Origin of the sequence: Pseudomonas sp. OVF7 (assembly GCF_030644265.1) — a bacterium.
Lineage (GTDB): Bacteria > Pseudomonadota > Gammaproteobacteria > Pseudomonadales > Pseudomonadaceae > Aquipseudomonas > Aquipseudomonas gorinensis.
This window is the reverse complement of record NZ_CP128996.1, coordinates 4134948-4150669: the sequence shown is the minus strand read 5'-3', so window position 1 is coordinate 4150669 and position 15722 is coordinate 4134948. Positions and strand designations below refer to the sequence as shown.

Sequence of the window (15722 nt, the reverse complement as noted above, 5' to 3'; positions counted from 1 at the left end):
CATGCCCGTAAGCAAGATAGTTGTAGTAGTGGGCACGCGACCGGAAGTCATCAAGATGGCCCCGGTCATCCATGCCCTCAAGCGTTCGCCCCAGTTCGCCTGCCACGTCGTCGCCACCGCGCAACATCGCGAACTGATGGACCAGGCATTGCGCGAGTTCAATATCGAGCCCGATCTGGACCTGGACCTGATGCAGCCCCAACAGTCGCTCAGTGCCCTCACCTGCCGCCTGCTGACGCAGGTCGAGCGACTGCTGCTGGAGTGGCGTCCGGATGCCGTGCTGGCACAGGGCGATACCTCGACGGTATTCGCCACCGCCCTGTCGTGTTTCTACCAGCAGGTTCCTTTTGGCCACGTGGAAGCCGGGTTACGCACTGGCGACCTGGGCAATCCGTTTCCCGAGGAACTGAACCGGACAGTCACCAGCCGCATTGCCAAATGGCACTTCGCACCGACCCCGAGGGCCCGCGGCAATTTGTTGGACGAAGGCATTGCCCCCCAGGCCATCCACCTCACGGGCAATACCGTGATCGACGCGCTGCACCAGAGCCTTCGCCGGGGTGACGAACCGACCGAGGGCGCCCTCGACGGTGAACGCCGCCTGCTGGTGACCTTGCATCGCCGGGAGAGCTTCGGCGCGCCCCTGCTCGACATCTGTACCGCGATTCGCCAACTGGTCGACCGCAATGAAGATTTGCGCGTGATTTTCCCGGTGCATCCGAACCCCAGCGTCAAAGTGCCTGTCGAGGCGGCGCTGGGAGGACATCCACGGATCGAGCTTTGCCCGTCCCTGGGCTACCACCACTTTATTCGCGTCATGAAGAGCGCCTTCCTGGTACTCAGCGATTCGGGCGGCATTCAGGAAGAGGCGCCGGCCCTGGGCGTGCCCGTGCTGGTGTTGCGCAACGAGACCGAACGCCAGGAAGCCATAGAGCATGGCATGGTGAAGCTGGTGGGTACCCGAACTGCCGATATCGTCCAGGCAGTGCAGCATCTGCTCGACGACGAGGGGCTCTACTCGAGCATGATCAAGGATCAATCCCCCTATGGGGATGGCATGGCCGCAGAGCGGATCGTGCAGGTATTGACGGCGCATTTCTCCACATGCGCCTGATCTATCTCTCACCGATGCGCTGGCATAGCTTCAGCCAGCGACCCCATGAACTGGTGCGCTGCTTCCATGAAAAAACCGGCGCCCCCGTCCTTTGGATAGACCCCTACCCCACGCGTTTTCCGACACTCAGCGATTTCAGAAGGCTGCGGCCTGCACCTGCCGTCGCACAGGCGCCCTTGCCGGCATGGTTGACCGTGCTCGAGCCTCGCGCCTTGCCAATCGAGCCGATGCCTGGCTCAGGCTGGATCAACCGCCCGCTCTGGCAATCGCTGATTGTGAAAGCGCGGGAGTTTGCGCAACAGCCCACGGTGCTGGGAATTGGCAAGCCTTCGCACCTGGCGTCGAGACTGCTGCAGGAGCCTGTTTTCGAAGCCAGCTTTTACGATGCCATGGATAATTTTTCCGAGTTCTATACAAGGCTGTCACGCCGGGCCATGGAACGCCGCCAACGCCACACGGCTCAATCGGTGTCCACGGTACTGGCTTCTTCCTCGGCGCTGCTGACGCAAATGCTGGCCTGCTCGGACAACGTCAAGCTGCTCGGCAATGCCTGCGCCATCGAGCGCCTGCCCAGCCGCCAGCATTCGCATGCAGGCCGAGGGAATACACCCGTCCTGGGCTACGTCGGCACCATCGCCAAGTGGTTTGCCTGGGATGTCGTGATTGCCCTAGCCGAGGCGTTTCCGCATGCCGACATACGCCTGGTCGGCCCGCTGCACACCCCTGTGCCTGCTGGTCTGCCCGGCAACATCCACTTGAGTGGCGAGGTATCCCACGAGGACGCCTTGAAAGCCATGGCGGCGTTCGATGTCGGGTTGATTCCCTTCACCAGCGACGCGCTGACACGGTATGTCGACCCGATCAAGTACTACGAATATCGGGCGCTTGGCCTGCCAGTGATCAGTACGGTATTTGGCGAGATGGCCCACCGAGGTACGTGCCCGGGCACTTTTCTCGTGGAGGGGCCCGGGGACATCCGGCAGGCCATGGACAAGGCGCTGAACTTCAATGAATCAGACGCATACACGCGCAGGTTTCGCCACGAAAACTCCTGGACGACTCGATTTTCCGTGGCGATACCTTGAGCGACCGGGCGTGTACGTGAATCGATAACCAGACGGGACGAACAGGGAGTGACACCGTTGGAAGTACAGGAAGTACAGGTTTTCGATACGCAGGCCAACGCGCCGCCAACGCGCGAATGCGATGTGATCATCGTCAATTACAACGCGGGGGCCCTATTGCAGGCATGTGTGAAGTCGGTGCTTGACGCCGGTGCAACCCGAGTCATCGTGGTGGATAACCACTCCCATGATGACAGCCTGGCCAGGTTGCTGAGCACCTGTGCGGTGGGCGATGCCCTGCACATCATTCGTAACGATGCAAACCTGGGCTTCGCCGTTGCCTGTAACCAGGGCGCACGGCTTGCAAGTGCACCCAACCTGCTGTTCCTGAACCCGGACACGGTTATTGCTCCGCAAGCCATCGAGCGTTTGCTGACGGCCTTGCACGGGGCGGCCGATATAGGTGCGGTAGGCGGCCTGCTGTGCAATCTCGATGGTACTGAGCAGGCCGGTGGCCGACGCGTATTTCCCACGCCCAGGCGCGCATTCATGCGGGCGTTCGGGCTGTCGCGTCTGGCCAGGTTCTGGCCAGCGCTGTTTTCCGACTTCCTGCTGCATCAGGAAGCCCTGCCCCCGCAGCCCATTGCTGTCGAAGCCATTTCCGGGGCGTGCATGTTGGTCAAGCGCGAGGCGATCGAACACATTGGTTTATGGGACGAAGACTATTTTCTGCACTGCGAAGACCTGGACTGGTGCATGCGTTTTCACCATGGTGGCTGGAACGTCCTGTTTGTACCGGATGCCCAGGTGACGCATGTGTTCGGAGGCTGCAGTCGGAACCGCCCGTATTTTGTGGAGTGGCACAAGCACCGTGGAATCCTGCGGTTTTACCGCAAATTCTTCCGCCGGCAATATTCAGTGTTCTTGTGGGTGTTCGTGGTGATTGGCGTCTGGTTTCGATTCGGCCTGATGGTCGGGCGTCACGCGTTCACCCGGTGTCTGGCGGCGTTGAACAACCGCCCCAGGGAGCAATGAGGTGCGCATCGGCCTGCTCGGTGGTTCCAGCTTCCTCGGTGAGCATCTGTTGCGGGCCCTGGCGCGGGAAGGCCATCAGGTCGTCGCGTTCAGCCGTCAAGGCGGCAGACCCTGCCAGGAACACGTGACCTGGCTGCCGGCCGAGACCTGGCCGGAGCTATGCCTGGACGCGTTTGTTTCGCTGGCCCCGGCCTGGGTGTTACCTGACTACCTGGAACGTTTGGCCAGCGCTCACGTAAAGTGCGTCGTGGTCCTGTCTTCGACAAGTCGCTTTACCAAGCAAGCCTCGCCTGATCCTCGCGAGCGTGCCCTGGCGCAACGCCTGGTCAATGCCGAGCAACGCTTGCAGCAGTGGGCGGTCGAACACAACACGCAGTGGGCTGTTCTACGCCCGACCCTGATCTACGGGCATGGGAAGGACAAAAGCATTTGCGAGATAGCCCGGTTCATTCAGCGCTACGGTTTCTTCCCGTTGGTCGGTAACAGCGTGGGCCTGCGTCAACCGGTCCACTGTGACGATATTGTCCAGGTATGCGTTGCCGCCCTGGAAACCAGGGGCTGGCCAAGTGGCAGCTACAACCTGTCAGGCGCACAAACCTTGCCCTACCACGCCATGGTCAGGCGAGTGTTCCAGGCCGTAGGGCGGCCGGAACGGACGCTCAACGTTCCGGCCTGGCTATTGCGCCAGGTGATCGCGCTCGCACGCTGCCTGCCGCGTTATCGCCACCTTTCAAGCGCCATGGCGCAGCGCATGAGCCAGGACCTGACCTTTGATCATTCAGCGGCGCGTGAACAATTCGGCTTTGCGCCGAGGGCGTTTGATTTGAGCGCTGAAGACTTGCCCCCCGTCGGCTAAAAAACCTGCGCCTTGAACTTGGCAGCGAGCTGCCCGACATAAAGGCCGCAGAACTTATCGACCAACCAAGCACAGAAAAAATCCGCCGTAGCGACTACGGCGGCAACCAAAGGTTTTTGTCGAAGCAGAGCGGCTAAGACAGCTTCAACGCTACACCCATGACCGATTAAAAAACGTGAAGTTTAATTAATCGAGTTTAATCAAATGCCGGCTGCAGGCCGCGGAAACTGTGCTTAGAATCGGCTTCGACAAACACGTCGAGCACAATAAAAACCAGTCTCTCTTACCTGAAACATCTGCCCAATAAAACTTCATGCGCCCTGTAAAAAGTGCGGTGTTTCTGTGCGCGTCAATCATTTCGGGGAAGTAAATAACATGGTCAAACAGTGGAGCCTGTTAACACTGGCGATATGCGCCAGTATCAGCCAGGTGGCCCTCGCCGAGTCCGTGACGGACCAGGCCGACGCCAAAGGTTTTATCGACGGCAGCAGCGTCACCGGGCTGTTGCGCAATTACTACATGAACCGCAACCGCGAAGGTGGCCGGGCCGACAACCGGGACTGGACTCAAGGCGCCATGCTCAATTACGCCTCGGGCTTCACCCAGGGCACCATTGGTTTTGGCGTGGATGCCTACGCCTTTGGCGGTTTGAAACTGGACGCCACGCACCAGGATGCCGGTACCGGTAACTTGCCGACCGACCGCCACGGCGATCCGGAAGACGCCTATGGTTCCGTGGGGGCTGCGGTGAAGGTGAAAATATCCAAGACCCAACTGAAATTCGGCGACATGCAACCCACCGCGCCCGTCTTCGCCACCGGTGGCACTCGCCTGTTACCGCAGACGGCCACCGGCTTTGACCTGACCAGCAGTGAAATCGCGGGGCTGGACCTGGAGGCCGGGCACTTCACCAGCACCAACAGTGGCATGACCAGCAACCATGACCACGACATCTACGCCACCTACGCCAACGTGCCGGCTTCCAGTGCGAGCTTTGTCGGTGGCAAATACACCTTCAGCCCGTCGCTGAGTGCAACCGTGTATGCCGGTGAACTGGAAGATATCTGGCGCCAGTACTACACCAACCTCAACTATGTGCTGCCGTTGGGGCATGACCAGTCGCTGGCGTTGGATGGCAACCTGTATCGCACCCTCGATACGGGCAGCGCCAAGGCCGGAGCGATCAACAACACCACCTATTCGCTGGCGGCGGCCTATTCGTTCCTGACGGCCCATACCCTGACGCTGTCGTTCCAGAAAGTGCATGGCGACACGCCGTTCGATTACATCGGTACCGGCAACAACGGCGCGGGTGAAGGCGGCGATTCGGTGTACCTGGCCAACTCGGTGCAATGGGGTGACTTCAACGGCCCAGGCGAGCAATCCTGGGGGATTCGCTATGACCTGAACCTGGCCAGCTACGGCGTGCCGGGCTTGAGCTTCATGGCCCGCTACATCAACGGTTCGGACATCGATGGCACCCACACGCCGGCCAACAGCGCCTATGCCGGTGATTACGGTGCCGATGGCGCGCACCACGAAACAGATGTGGAAGCCAAATACGTCGTCCAGAGCGGCCCGGCGAAAAACCTGTCGCTGCGCGTGCGCGATGCCATCGTGGCGTCGAATGCCGACCAAGGTGACGGCAACTTGAACGAACTGCGGCTGATCGTCGACTACCCGTTCACCCTGTTGTAAGCGGCGGCTGCGCGCCGGCCAGCGTCATCGCTGGCCGGCGCACAGCGGCTAACCCACCCAGCCGACCGCTGTTTTCGGAATCACTTCCGACTCATCCATCTTGGACGCAAACATACTCACGGCTTTCACCGCGTCACTGGTGCTGGTGCGGATCTGCAGGATCACCGAACCCGCCTGGTCAGCCAGGCTGACCCCACGCTGCGCGCCTTCCTGGGTGGCATTCATGCTGGTGACTGCATCTCGGGTCTCCGACAGGATCATGCCGATCATCTCGGCGATCTCCGCCGTGGAGCGGCTGGTGCGTCCCGCCAGCTGCCTGACCTCGTCGGCCACCACGGCAAACCCGCGGCCCTGGTCGCCGGCCCGTGCCGCCTCGATGGCGGCGTTGAGCGCCAGCAGGTTGGTCTGGTCGGCGATGCCGCGAATGGTGTTGACGATAGCGGTGATCTGCTCGGAACGATCGCCCAGTTGCCCCACCAGTCGCGCCGAGGCACCAATGTGCTCGGCAATCCGGCGCATTTCCGTGGCCGTGTCGTGGATCACCTGGGTACCGTGCTCGGCGAAGCGTTCGGTTTCGGACGAGATATGGTAGGCACGGGAAGCGCCACGCGAGTCTTCCTCGAACTTCTCCACCCGTTCAGTGATGTCACTGGCAAACTTGACGATCTTGACCAGTGTGCCGTCGCCGTCGTAGACCGGGTTGTAACTGGCCTCCAGCCACGCGACACGGCCATGCTTGCCGAGGCGCTTGAATTGCCCAGTGAAGAATTCACCGTTGTTCAAGCGGCGCCAGAAATCGGTGTACTCGCTGCTGTTGATCAGGCTGGGCTCGCAAAACAGGCGGTGGTGTTTGCCTTTGATTTCGGCCAGCGTATAGCCCATGACGTGCAGAAAGTTCTCGTTGGCGTCCAGTACCTGACCGTTCAAGTCGAACTCGATCACTGCCATTGCCCGGTCCACTGCGGCCAGTTTGCTGCGGGTCGCCGCCTCCTGTTCGACTTTGCTCGTGACATCCAGGGCGTACTTGACCACTTTCAGCACTTGGCCACGCTCATCCAGCACCGGGTTGTAGCTGGCTTCCAGCCAGACGGTCTTGCCGTGGGCATCCACCCGCTTAAAAGTGCCCGACACGAACTTACCGGCCTTGAGCTCACCCCAGAACTGGCTGTAGGCCGGGCTGTTGGTCAGCGCTGGCAAGCAAAAGTCACGGTGGGATTTCCCCGCCAACTGGTCGCGGCTGTAACCCAGGGTTTTCAGAAAGTTGTCGTTGGCACGCAGTACCTTGCCGTTGAGGTCGAATTCGACCACTGCCATGGAGCGTTCCAGGGCGCTGATCAGTCCTTTGAACTCGGTGACTTCGGCCGTCCTGGCCGCCAGTTCGGTTTTGAGCGTTGTGTTGAACATGACGTACCTCAGCCGTGCGGAAAAAACCTATGTCTTCATTCGCTATCGGCTGGGAAATACGCGACTTAACCGCGCAAAAATGATTATTTTCTGACGTCAAGTTTTTTGCGCGAGCCGGCATGATTCAAGGCTTTGCGGCGAGCGAAGCCAACCGCTCACGCATGCCGGTGCTGGCCGCCGGGCCGGCCTGCAACACACAGCGATCCAAGGGCACGATGTGGCCCTCGGCGCTCGCCAGCATAGGCTGTAGCGGTCGCCCGGTGTCCCGCTCGACCAACTCGACACTGGTGCCCTCTTCGGCGTAATGCCGGTTGCCCCACGCCACCAGCGACATCAGCACCATGCGGAAATCCTCACCCTTGGCGGTCGGTACATATTCGTAGCGCGGCGGCCGCTCGCTGTAGGCCCTGCGTTCCAACATCCCCGCCTCCACCAACGCAGTCAGGCGGCGCGTGAGCATGTTGGGAGCGATGCCCAAGCTGCGCGAAAACTCATCGAAGCGGCGCAGCCCCTGCAGCGCGTCGCGCATGATCAAAATGCTCCACCACTCCCCTACCCGGTCGAGGCTGCGGGCGATGGGGCATTCGTCGCGGGTCAGGGACTTGCGTTGCATAAAGGTTCCTAGGGGCCGGTGCAAAGTTGTGTGACGCCATGTTACTTTCATCATGATAGTGACGTCCATAGGGTCTTAACCCTCAATGCAACCGGAGTCGATTGATCATGAGTAAACGTATCGTTGTGACAGGCATGGGTGCGCTGACACCGTTGGGCGCTGACGTGGAGTCAACCTGGAAACGCCTGTTGAACGGGCAGTCGGGCATTCGTCGCCTGCCTGAAGACCTGATCGGCGACCTGGCCATCAGCATCGGCGGCCAAGTGCAGAGTGTGTTGCAGGACCCCGAAGCCGGGTTCGATCCTGATCGCCTGTTGGCTGCAAAAGAGCAGCGCAAGATGGATCGTTTTATCCTGTTCGCACTGGCGGCCGCCGATGAAGCGTTGAAGCAGGCCGGCTGGGCACCGAAGACCGTGCAGGAGCAGGAACGCACCGCAACCATCATCGCCTCGGGCGTCGGCGGCTTTCCGGCCATCGCGGAGGCGGTACGTACCACCGACAGCAAGGGGCCGCGACGCTTGTCGCCGTTCACCATCCCATCGTTCCTGAGCAACATGGCCGCCGGGCATGTGTCGATCAACTATGGCTTGAAAGGCCCGTTGGGCGCACCGGTCACTGCCTGTGCGGCGGGTGTGCAGGCCATTGGCGACGCCGCGCGGATGATCCGTGCGGGCGAAGTGGACGTGGCAGTGTGCGGGGGAGCCGAAGCGGCGATCCACCGGGTCAGCCTGGCCGGCTTTGCGGCGGCACGGGCCTTGTCCAGCGACTTCAACGACGCCCCCGAGCGCGCCTCGCGCCCGTTCGATCAGGCACGCGACGGCTTTGTCATGGGCGAAGGCGCCGGCCTCCTGGTGATCGAAGAGCTGGAACACGCCCTTGCACGCGGTGCCCAGCCGATTGCCGAACTGGTGGGCTACGGCACCAGTGCCGATGCGTACCACATGACGGCTGGCCCGGAAGACGGTGACGGCGCGCGCCGGGCGATGACCCAGGCGTTGCGTCAGGCGGGCATCGAGGCGTCCGAGGTGCAGTACCTGAATGCCCACGCCACCTCGACGCCGGTGGGCGATAAAGGCGAATTGGCAGCCATCAGGACCGTGTTCGGTGACGGTGGCCGCCTGGCAATCAGCTCGACCAAGTCCGCCACCGGCCACCTGCTGGGGGCTGCGGGCGGCATCGAGGCCATCTTCACCGTGCTTGCCCTGCGCGATCAGGTAGCCCCGGTGACCCTCAACCTGGAAAACCCGGATGAACTGGCCGCTGGGTTGGACATGGTGCGCGGAGATGCGCGGCCAATGGCGATTGAATACGCGCTGTCCAACGGCTTCGGCTTTGGTGGCGTGAATGCCAGCGTGCTGTTCCGCCGCTGGGCATAAGCCAGCGGTTTGCCCCTGGGATTATTTTCGGGGACCATGGCGCCTTTCTGTCACTGCCAACAAGAGGCGCCCATGGCTAACCACGACCTGTCCTACACCCCCGATCCGGATGCCGACTCGATTTCCTCAGATGTCGTCGGTTTCAACGGCATCCTGGTCTCCACCCAGATCCCGACCCGCGCCGACGGCAGCCTGGAACTGGGGGATATCACCCTGCAAAGCGAATGCACCCTGCAAGCGTTGAAAGTGGCGCTGGAAAAGGCCGGCAGTTCCATGGACCGGGTCATGCACCTGACCATCTACCTCACGGACATGGCCGATCGCGGTGCATTCAATGAGGTCTACAAGCGCTTTTTCGCCAAGCCATGGCCCGTGCGCGCGGCGGTTGGGGTGGCTGCACTGGCGGTTGAAGGGATGCGCGTGGAAGTCACGGCGATGGCTGCCAAAGCCTGACAGCCCTGTGGTAGATGCCGGTCAGGCGTTTCGCAGCTACAATGCCCGCCTCGACCGTGACAAGCCTGACTAAAAAAACTATGTCCTTGCCCAAGCATCACCTGGAATTGCTCAGCCCTGCCCGCGATGTCGCCATCGCACGCGAGGCCATCCTGCATGGCGCCGACGCCATCTACATCGGCGGGCCCAGCTTCGGCGCCCGCCACAATGCCTGTAACGACGTGAGCGATATCGCTCAATTGGTCGAATTCGCCCGGCGCTACCACGCCCGTGTGTTCACCACCCTCAACACCATCCTGCATGACAACGAACTGGAACCCGCGCGCAAGCTGATCCATCAGCTCTACGACGCCGGCGTCGATGCGTTGATCGTGCAAGACCTGGGCGTGATGGAGCTGGATATTCCGCCCATCGAGCTGCACGCCAGTACCCAGACCGATATCCGTACCCTCGGGCGCGCCAGGTTTCTTGACCAGGCGGGTTTCTCGCAGCTGGTCCTGGCCCGTGAGCTGAACCTGCAGGAAATCCGCGCCATCGCCGATGAAACCGATGCCGCCATCGAGTTCTTTATCCACGGCGCGCTGTGTGTGGCGTTCTCCGGGCAGTGCAATATTTCCCACGCGCAGAATGGCCGCAGTGCCAACCGTGGCGACTGCTCCCAGGCCTGCCGCCTGCCATACACCTTGAAAGACGACCAGGGCCGCGTCGTGGCCTTTGAAAAGCATCTGCTGTCGATGAAAGACAACAACCAGAGCGCCAACCTGCGCGCCTTGGTGGAAGCCGGTGTGCGTTCGTTCAAGATCGAAGGCCGCTACAAGGACATGGGCTACGTGAAGAACATCACGGCCTATTACCGCCAGCGTCTCGACGAGATCCTCGAAGACCGTCCGGACCTGGCCCGCGCGTCCAGCGGCCGTACCGCACACTTCTTCCTGCCCGACCCGGAAAAAACCTTCCACCGTGGCAGCACCGACTACTTTGTCAGCGACCGCAAGATCGACATTGGCGCCTTCGACACCCCGACCTTCACCGGCCTGCCGGTGGGTGTGGTGGAAAAAGCCGGCAAGCGCGACTTGCAAGTGGTCACCCACGAGCCGCTGTCCAACGGCGATGGCCTCAATGTGCTGGTCAAGCGTGAGGTGGTCGGGTTCCGCGCCAATATCGCCGAGCCCAAGGGTGAATTCGAGGAAGACGGCGAGAAGCGCTACCGCTACCGCGTCGAGCCGAATGAAATGCCGGCCGGCCTGCATCAGTTGCGCCCGAACCACCCGTTGAACCGCAACCTGGACCATAACTGGCAGCAGGCGTTGCTCAAGACCTCGGCCGAACGCCGTATCGGCCTGTCATGGGTCGCACGTTTGCGCGAAGAACAGCTGGAAGTCACCGCCACCAGCGAAGAAGCCATCCGTGCCAGCGTCACCCTGCCCGGCCCGTTTGGCGTGGCCAACAAACCGGAACAGGCGCTGGATACCCTGCGCGACCTGCTTGGCCAACTGGGTACCACCGAGTATCACGCCACCCGTATCGAGCTGGATGCACCCCAGGCGTTCTTCATTCCCAACTCGCAGCTCAAGGCATTGCGCCGCGAAGTGATCGAAGCGCTGACCGCCGCCCGTGTTGCCGCACACCCGCGTGGCGGGCGCAAGGCCGAGGCCACGCCGCCGCCGGTGTACCCGGAAGCGCACCTGTCGTTCCTGGCCAACGTGTACAACCAGAAGGCTCGCGACTTCTACCACCGTCACGGCGTGAAGCTGATCGACGCGGCCTTCGAAGCCCATGAAGAGACCGGCGAAGTGCCGGTGATGATCACCAAGCACTGCCTGCGTTTCTCGTTCAACCTGTGCCCTAAACAGGCCAAGGGTGTCACGGGCGTGAAGACCAAGGTTGCGCCGATGCAGTTGATCCATGGCGACGAAGTGCTGACCCTGAAGTTCGACTGCAAACCCTGCGAGATGCACGTGGTGGGCAAAATCAAGGGGCACATCCTTGGGCTGCCGCAACCGGGCAGCGTGGTGGAGCATTTCAACCCGGAAAACCTCATCTATCAGGGCACACACTGACCCTGTGGGAGCGGGGCCACCACCAGCCCCGCTGCAACCCCGCCGCTGCCAGCAGAATGGCCGCTACCCCGAGCCATTGCAGCCAGCCCAGGCGATGCCCGAAGGCAATCCAATCGACGAAGATCGCCGCAATCGGGTAGATAAACGACAGTGCGCCGGTGATGGCGGTGGGCAGTTTCTGGATCGCGCCATACAGCAACACATACATCAACCCGGTGTGCACCACGCCGAGCGTCGCCAGTGCCGCCCAGGCGTTGGTGGTGACCGGCAAGCTATGCCAAGGCACCAGCGGCGCCAGCAGCAGTGCGCCCGTCGTCACCTGGATCAACGCCATCAAATGCGGCGGTACGTCCTTCAAACGCTTGATGATCAGCGCGGCAATCGCGTACAGCAATGCCGCGCCCAGCGCCAAGGCGATGCCTGCCAGGTAATCGTCGCCGGTTGGCTGGTCGCCATGGGCGGTGACAATCGCCAGCATTCCCAGGAACGCCACGCTCAGCCACGCCAGTTTCTGCACGGTGATTTTTTCACCTAGAAACACGGCCGCCAGCATCACCAGCATGAACGGCTGCACGTTGTACACCGCCGTGCTGATGGCGATCGATGCGCGGGAATAGGATTCGAACAACAGCAACCAGTTGCCGACGATGGCCACGCCACTGAGCATCGCCAAGCCCAGCTTGGCCCAACTGAGCAGGTCCAGCCGCAGGTAGCCCAGCAGCGCGCACACCAGCAGCAGCGTCAGCCCGCCGATCAAACAGCGCCAGAACACCACTTCGATGACCGACACGCCCGACACCAGCACAAACCAGCCGATGGTCCCCGAGATCAGCATGGCGGCGACCATTTCCCACGACCCGCGACGGATGGATGTATCCATGATTGAAGCTCCTCAAGTGAGGCTCAATTATGGCAATCTGCTCGTGATCGGCTCCAGCGACTAAAAAAGGCAAAAAACCGAAATTACCTTTTCTTATTAGGCGAACTCCATGATCGACACCATCGACCAGCAACTCATCGCCGCCTTGATGGATGACTCGCGGTTGTCCCTCAAAGCCCTGGCGGGCATCACCGGCCTGTCGTCGCCCAGCGTCGGCGAACGCCTGCGTCGCCTCGAAGAGCGTGGCGTACTGACCCACTACACGGTCGATATCGACCCCAGGCATTTTGGCTACCTGCTGCAAGCCATCGTGCGCATCCGCCCCCTGCCCGGCAAATTGCAGGAGGTGGAGCGCCAGATCCAGGCGATCCCGGAATTCACCGAATGCGATAAGGTCACGGGCGAAGATTGTTTTATTGCCCGCTTGCATGTGCGCACCATGGACCATCTCGACAACCTGCTGGACCGGATCAACGCCTACGCGGAAACCAATACCGCCATCGTCAAGAAAACCCCGGTGAAACGGCGCCTGCCGCCGCTGAGCAACGACTGAACCGTAACAAGCCGATTCCTGCACCTGGGGGGGGCTGTGGCAAGCGGGCCTGTTATGGCGAGCGTGCTTGTTGTGGCAAGTGAGTCTGTTATGGCGAGCGTGCTTCCTGTGGCGAGCGGGCTTGCCCCGCGTTGGGCTGCGAAGCAGCCCCAATAAGGCCACCGCGCTTATCCAGGTACATTAAATCGCCAGGTTTTGGGGCCGCTTCGCGCCCCAACGCGGGGCAAGCCCGCTCGCCACAGGAAGCCCGCTCGCCACAACAGGCCCGGCCGACTCACAACAAGGCCACTTGCCACAGGAGGCCCACTCACAACAGGCCCGCTGCCAGAATAAGTCGTGTCCGCCTGTTGCAATGCAATAAAGGGATACGCAACTCAAGTCAGCTATTTCGCCTCCGCTGCTAGCGTGAAAGCTTCTTATCTACGCGAAGGAGCAACGGATTGCCTCGTCAGCCAAACTCTCACCTATTGCGACGTGGTCGCTATTCAGAAACCGGCCGGGCCTATCTGGTCACCGCTGTCGTGCATCACCGCCACCCATTGTTTCGCGACTTTTACCTGGGGCGGTTATTAGTCGCCGAACTCAAGAGAGTTCATGATTCAGGACAGGTCAATTCCCTGGCGTGGGTGATCATGCCGGACCACTTTCATTGGCTGTTCGACCTCAACGGTACGACGTTGCCTGATGTGATGCGCCAGACCAAGTCGCGCAGCACCTTAAGCATCAACAAAGCCCGTGGCAGTCGGGAGAAATTCTGGCAGCGTGGCTACCACGACCGGGCGGTGCGGGCTGAAGATGATATTCGGAAAATGGCACGCTATATCGTCGCCAACCCCCTGCGCGCAAGGTTGGTGGAGCGGATTGGCGATTATCCGCTTTGGGATGCAACCTGGTTATGACCCCGCTCGTTGTAATAACGGGACTGTTATGGCAAGCGAGCTTCCTGTGGCAATGGGGCTTGTTGTGGCGAGCGGGCTTGCCCCGCGTTGGGCTGCGAAGCAGCCCCAATAAGGCCACCGCGTTTATCCAGGTACATTAAATCGCCAGGTTTTGGGGCCGCTTCGCAGCCCAACGCGGGGCAAGCCCGCTCGCCACAGGAAGCCCGCTCGCCACAGGAAGCCCGCTCGCCACAACAAGCGCCGTATTAGTCGTGAAGGGCTTTTGCCGCGTTCAGCAGCCCCTGGAACTTGCGATAACGGGCTTCCAGCACCGGTTGCTGTGTCAGGTCAGGCGCGTACCGCGTTTTTACCGGCATGCCCGCTTCCAACAGCGCGGCGCCTTGCCCTATCGCCAGGAAGCCCAGCTTCGCCGCGCCCACGCAAGCGCTCAATTCGCTGCCGTGCAAGGTGTAGATTTCACGCCGCAGGATATTGGCCAGCAACTGCGCCCAATACTCACTGCGCGCACCACCGCCCACCAAGGCGCACGAGGTCACGTCGGCGCCGGTCGATTGCACCGCGTGCAACGCGTCCAGCAAGCCGAAACCCACCCCTTCCATCACTGCGTAGCCGAGCATCGCCGGGGTGCAGTCATGGCCCAGGTTCATGAAGCCGCCACGCAGCAGCGGATCGTTATGGGGGGTGCGTTCACCCGCGAGGTACGGCAAAAACAACGGTGTGTCCAAAGGCACCGGCTGCCCGATGGGCAACTGCGCCTGCACCTGGTCCAATAGTGTTTGTTCATCTGAATGCCCCGTCAGTCGCGTCACCCAGCGCAGGCAACTGGCGCCAGCCAGCATCGCGCCCATGGTGTACCAGCGATTGGGCAGCGCATGGCAGAAGCTATGCACGGCGCTGGCCGGGTTGCCGGCCGCATGGTCGGTGATGGCGACAATCGCCGCGCTGGTGCCCAGGGTAATGAAGCCATCACCGGCGTTGATCGCGCCAATGCCGACCGCTGCGACAGGGTTATCGCCACCGCCCCCGGCAATCACCACGTCAGTGGATAAGCCCAGCCCCGTGGCCGTCAACAAAGCGCTCGCCGTGCCCCCCTCCACCAGCCTGGGCAGTTGCTCAGGCGTAAGGCCGGTCGCCCGCACCATCGGGGAAAACCATTCCCGCCGTGCCACATCCAGCCATAACGTACCCGCCGCATCGGACATCTCGCTGATGCGCTCGCCACTCAGGCGCAGGCGCAGGTAATCCTTGGGCGACAGCACGCAATCAATCGCCTGGAACACCTCGGGTTCATGCTGTTGCAGCCACAGCAGTTTCGGCGCGGTCAGCCCGGCCATCGGCAGGCTGCCGGTGACGTCGGCAAAGCCGCTCCCGAGTTGCGCGGCTTCGGCCACGGCGCGGGAGTCGTCCCACAGGATCGCCGGGTACAACACGCGGTTGTCCGCCCCCAGCAACACCGCGCCATGCATCTGCCCCGACAGGCCGATACAGGCCACGCGTGTAAACGCCTCGTGTCCGCGCAGTTGCGCCAACGCCTGCAAACAGGCTTGCCACCAGTCTTCCGGCGCCTGTTCAGACCAGCCGCTGTGCCGCCGCGACACGTTCAAGCGCACGCCGGCATGGGCCAGCACCGCACCACTGGCGTCCATCAGGATGGCTTTGAGTTCCGAGGTGCCCAGGTCGATGCCGAGGGAAACAGGACGGTTCATGCGTGTGTTAT

13 protein-coding genes and 2 pseudogenes are annotated in these 15722 nt (G+C 61.6%); 10 read left to right on the top strand and 5 right to left on the bottom strand.

Translation table 11 applies throughout. The features are described from left to right. Nucleotide 1 precedes the first annotated feature (1 nt). The 5 genes from wecB (at nt 2) to QU606_RS18785 (ending at nt 5767) form a co-directional block, all read left to right on the top strand. Entirely contained in the window at nt 2-1114 is a 1113-nt protein-coding gene (gene wecB, locus QU606_RS18805) for a non-hydrolyzing UDP-N-acetylglucosamine 2-epimerase (RefSeq protein WP_193689309.1), read from the top strand. After that, nucleotides 1105-2199: a glycosyltransferase gene (locus QU606_RS18800; protein ID WP_304997324.1), complete on the top strand. Its 1095-nt coding sequence runs from the start codon at nt 1105-1107 to the stop codon at nt 2197-2199. Before wecB ends, QU606_RS18800 begins: the two co-directional genes overlap by 10 nt. Before the next feature lie 48 nt (nt 2200-2247). Next, the gene (locus tag QU606_RS18795; protein WP_227496798.1) at nt 2248-3213 is read left to right on the top strand and encodes a glycosyltransferase family 2 protein; all 966 of its coding nucleotides are present in this window, start codon (nt 2248-2250) and stop codon (nt 3211-3213) included. A 1-nt stretch (nt 3214) separates the two neighbouring features. Further along, nucleotides 3215-4069: an NAD(P)-dependent oxidoreductase gene (locus QU606_RS18790; RefSeq protein WP_024075531.1), complete on the top strand. Its 855-nt coding sequence runs from the start codon at nt 3215-3217 to the stop codon at nt 4067-4069. A gap of 375 nt (nt 4070-4444) precedes the next feature. After that, nucleotides 4445-5767, top strand: a complete 1323-nt coding sequence (locus QU606_RS18785) for an OprD family porin (RefSeq protein WP_024075532.1) — start codon at nt 4445-4447, stop codon at nt 5765-5767. Between the two features lie 48 nt (nt 5768-5815). On the opposite strand, the pseudogene QU606_RS33035 reads toward QU606_RS18785, so the two are convergent. From QU606_RS33035 to QU606_RS18775, 3 genes and pseudogenes are all read right to left on the bottom strand, one after another. Then, nucleotides 5816-6292 (bottom strand): annotated as a pseudogene (locus QU606_RS33035) (methyl-accepting chemotaxis protein); the annotation flags it as partial. Nucleotides 6293-6403: 111 nt separating this feature from the next. Then, a pseudogene (locus QU606_RS33030) lies at nt 6404-7171 on the bottom strand (PAS domain-containing protein); the annotation flags it as partial. Nucleotides 7172-7295: 124 nt separating this feature from the next. Continuing rightward, the gene (locus QU606_RS18775; RefSeq protein ID WP_024075534.1) at nt 7296-7784 is read right to left on the bottom strand and encodes a helix-turn-helix domain-containing protein; all 489 of its coding nucleotides are present in this window, start codon (nt 7782-7784) and stop codon (nt 7296-7298) included. A gap of 107 nt (nt 7785-7891) precedes the next feature. Between QU606_RS18775 and fabF the strand changes: the two genes are divergently transcribed. From fabF to QU606_RS18760, 3 genes are all read left to right on the top strand, one after another. Further along, the gene (fabF, locus tag QU606_RS18770) at nt 7892-9160 is read left to right on the top strand and encodes a beta-ketoacyl-ACP synthase II (RefSeq protein WP_150056373.1); all 1269 of its coding nucleotides are present in this window, start codon (nt 7892-7894) and stop codon (nt 9158-9160) included. 72 nt (nt 9161-9232) lie between these two features. Beyond that, a complete protein-coding gene (locus QU606_RS18765) occupies nt 9233-9613 on the top strand; it encodes a RidA family protein (protein WP_024075536.1) in 381 nt (126 codons plus the stop codon). Nucleotides 9614-9693: 80 nt separating this feature from the next. Continuing rightward, nucleotides 9694-11673: a U32 family peptidase gene (locus tag QU606_RS18760; protein WP_304997323.1), complete on the top strand. Its 1980-nt coding sequence runs from the start codon at nt 9694-9696 to the stop codon at nt 11671-11673. Here QU606_RS18760 and QU606_RS18755 read toward each other — a convergent pair. Beyond that, nucleotides 11651-12553, bottom strand: a complete 903-nt coding sequence (locus tag QU606_RS18755) for a DMT family transporter (RefSeq protein WP_024075538.1) — start codon at nt 12551-12553, stop codon at nt 11651-11653. The two genes, QU606_RS18760 and QU606_RS18755, sit on opposite strands and share 23 nt — an antisense overlap. 109 nt (nt 12554-12662) lie before the next feature. Here QU606_RS18755 and QU606_RS18750 point away from each other — a divergent pair, with 109 nt between their 5' ends. Together QU606_RS18750 and QU606_RS18745 are read left to right on the top strand one after the other, a co-directional pair. Next, entirely contained in the window at nt 12663-13106 is a 444-nt protein-coding gene (locus tag QU606_RS18750; protein WP_069076117.1) for an Lrp/AsnC family transcriptional regulator, read from the top strand. Nucleotides 13107-13546: 440 nt separating this feature from the next. Then, complete coding sequence (locus tag QU606_RS18745) at nt 13547-14005, top strand: transposase (RefSeq protein ID WP_304997322.1); 459 nt, start codon at nt 13547-13549, stop codon at nt 14003-14005. A gap of 245 nt (nt 14006-14250) precedes the next feature. Here the strand turns inward: QU606_RS18745 and xylB are convergent, their stop codons facing one another. Next, nucleotides 14251-15711, bottom strand: coding sequence for a xylulokinase (gene xylB, locus QU606_RS18740; RefSeq protein ID WP_304997321.1), 1461 nt, complete (start codon nt 15709-15711; stop codon nt 14251-14253). Between the last annotated feature and the right edge of the window lie 11 nt (nt 15712-15722).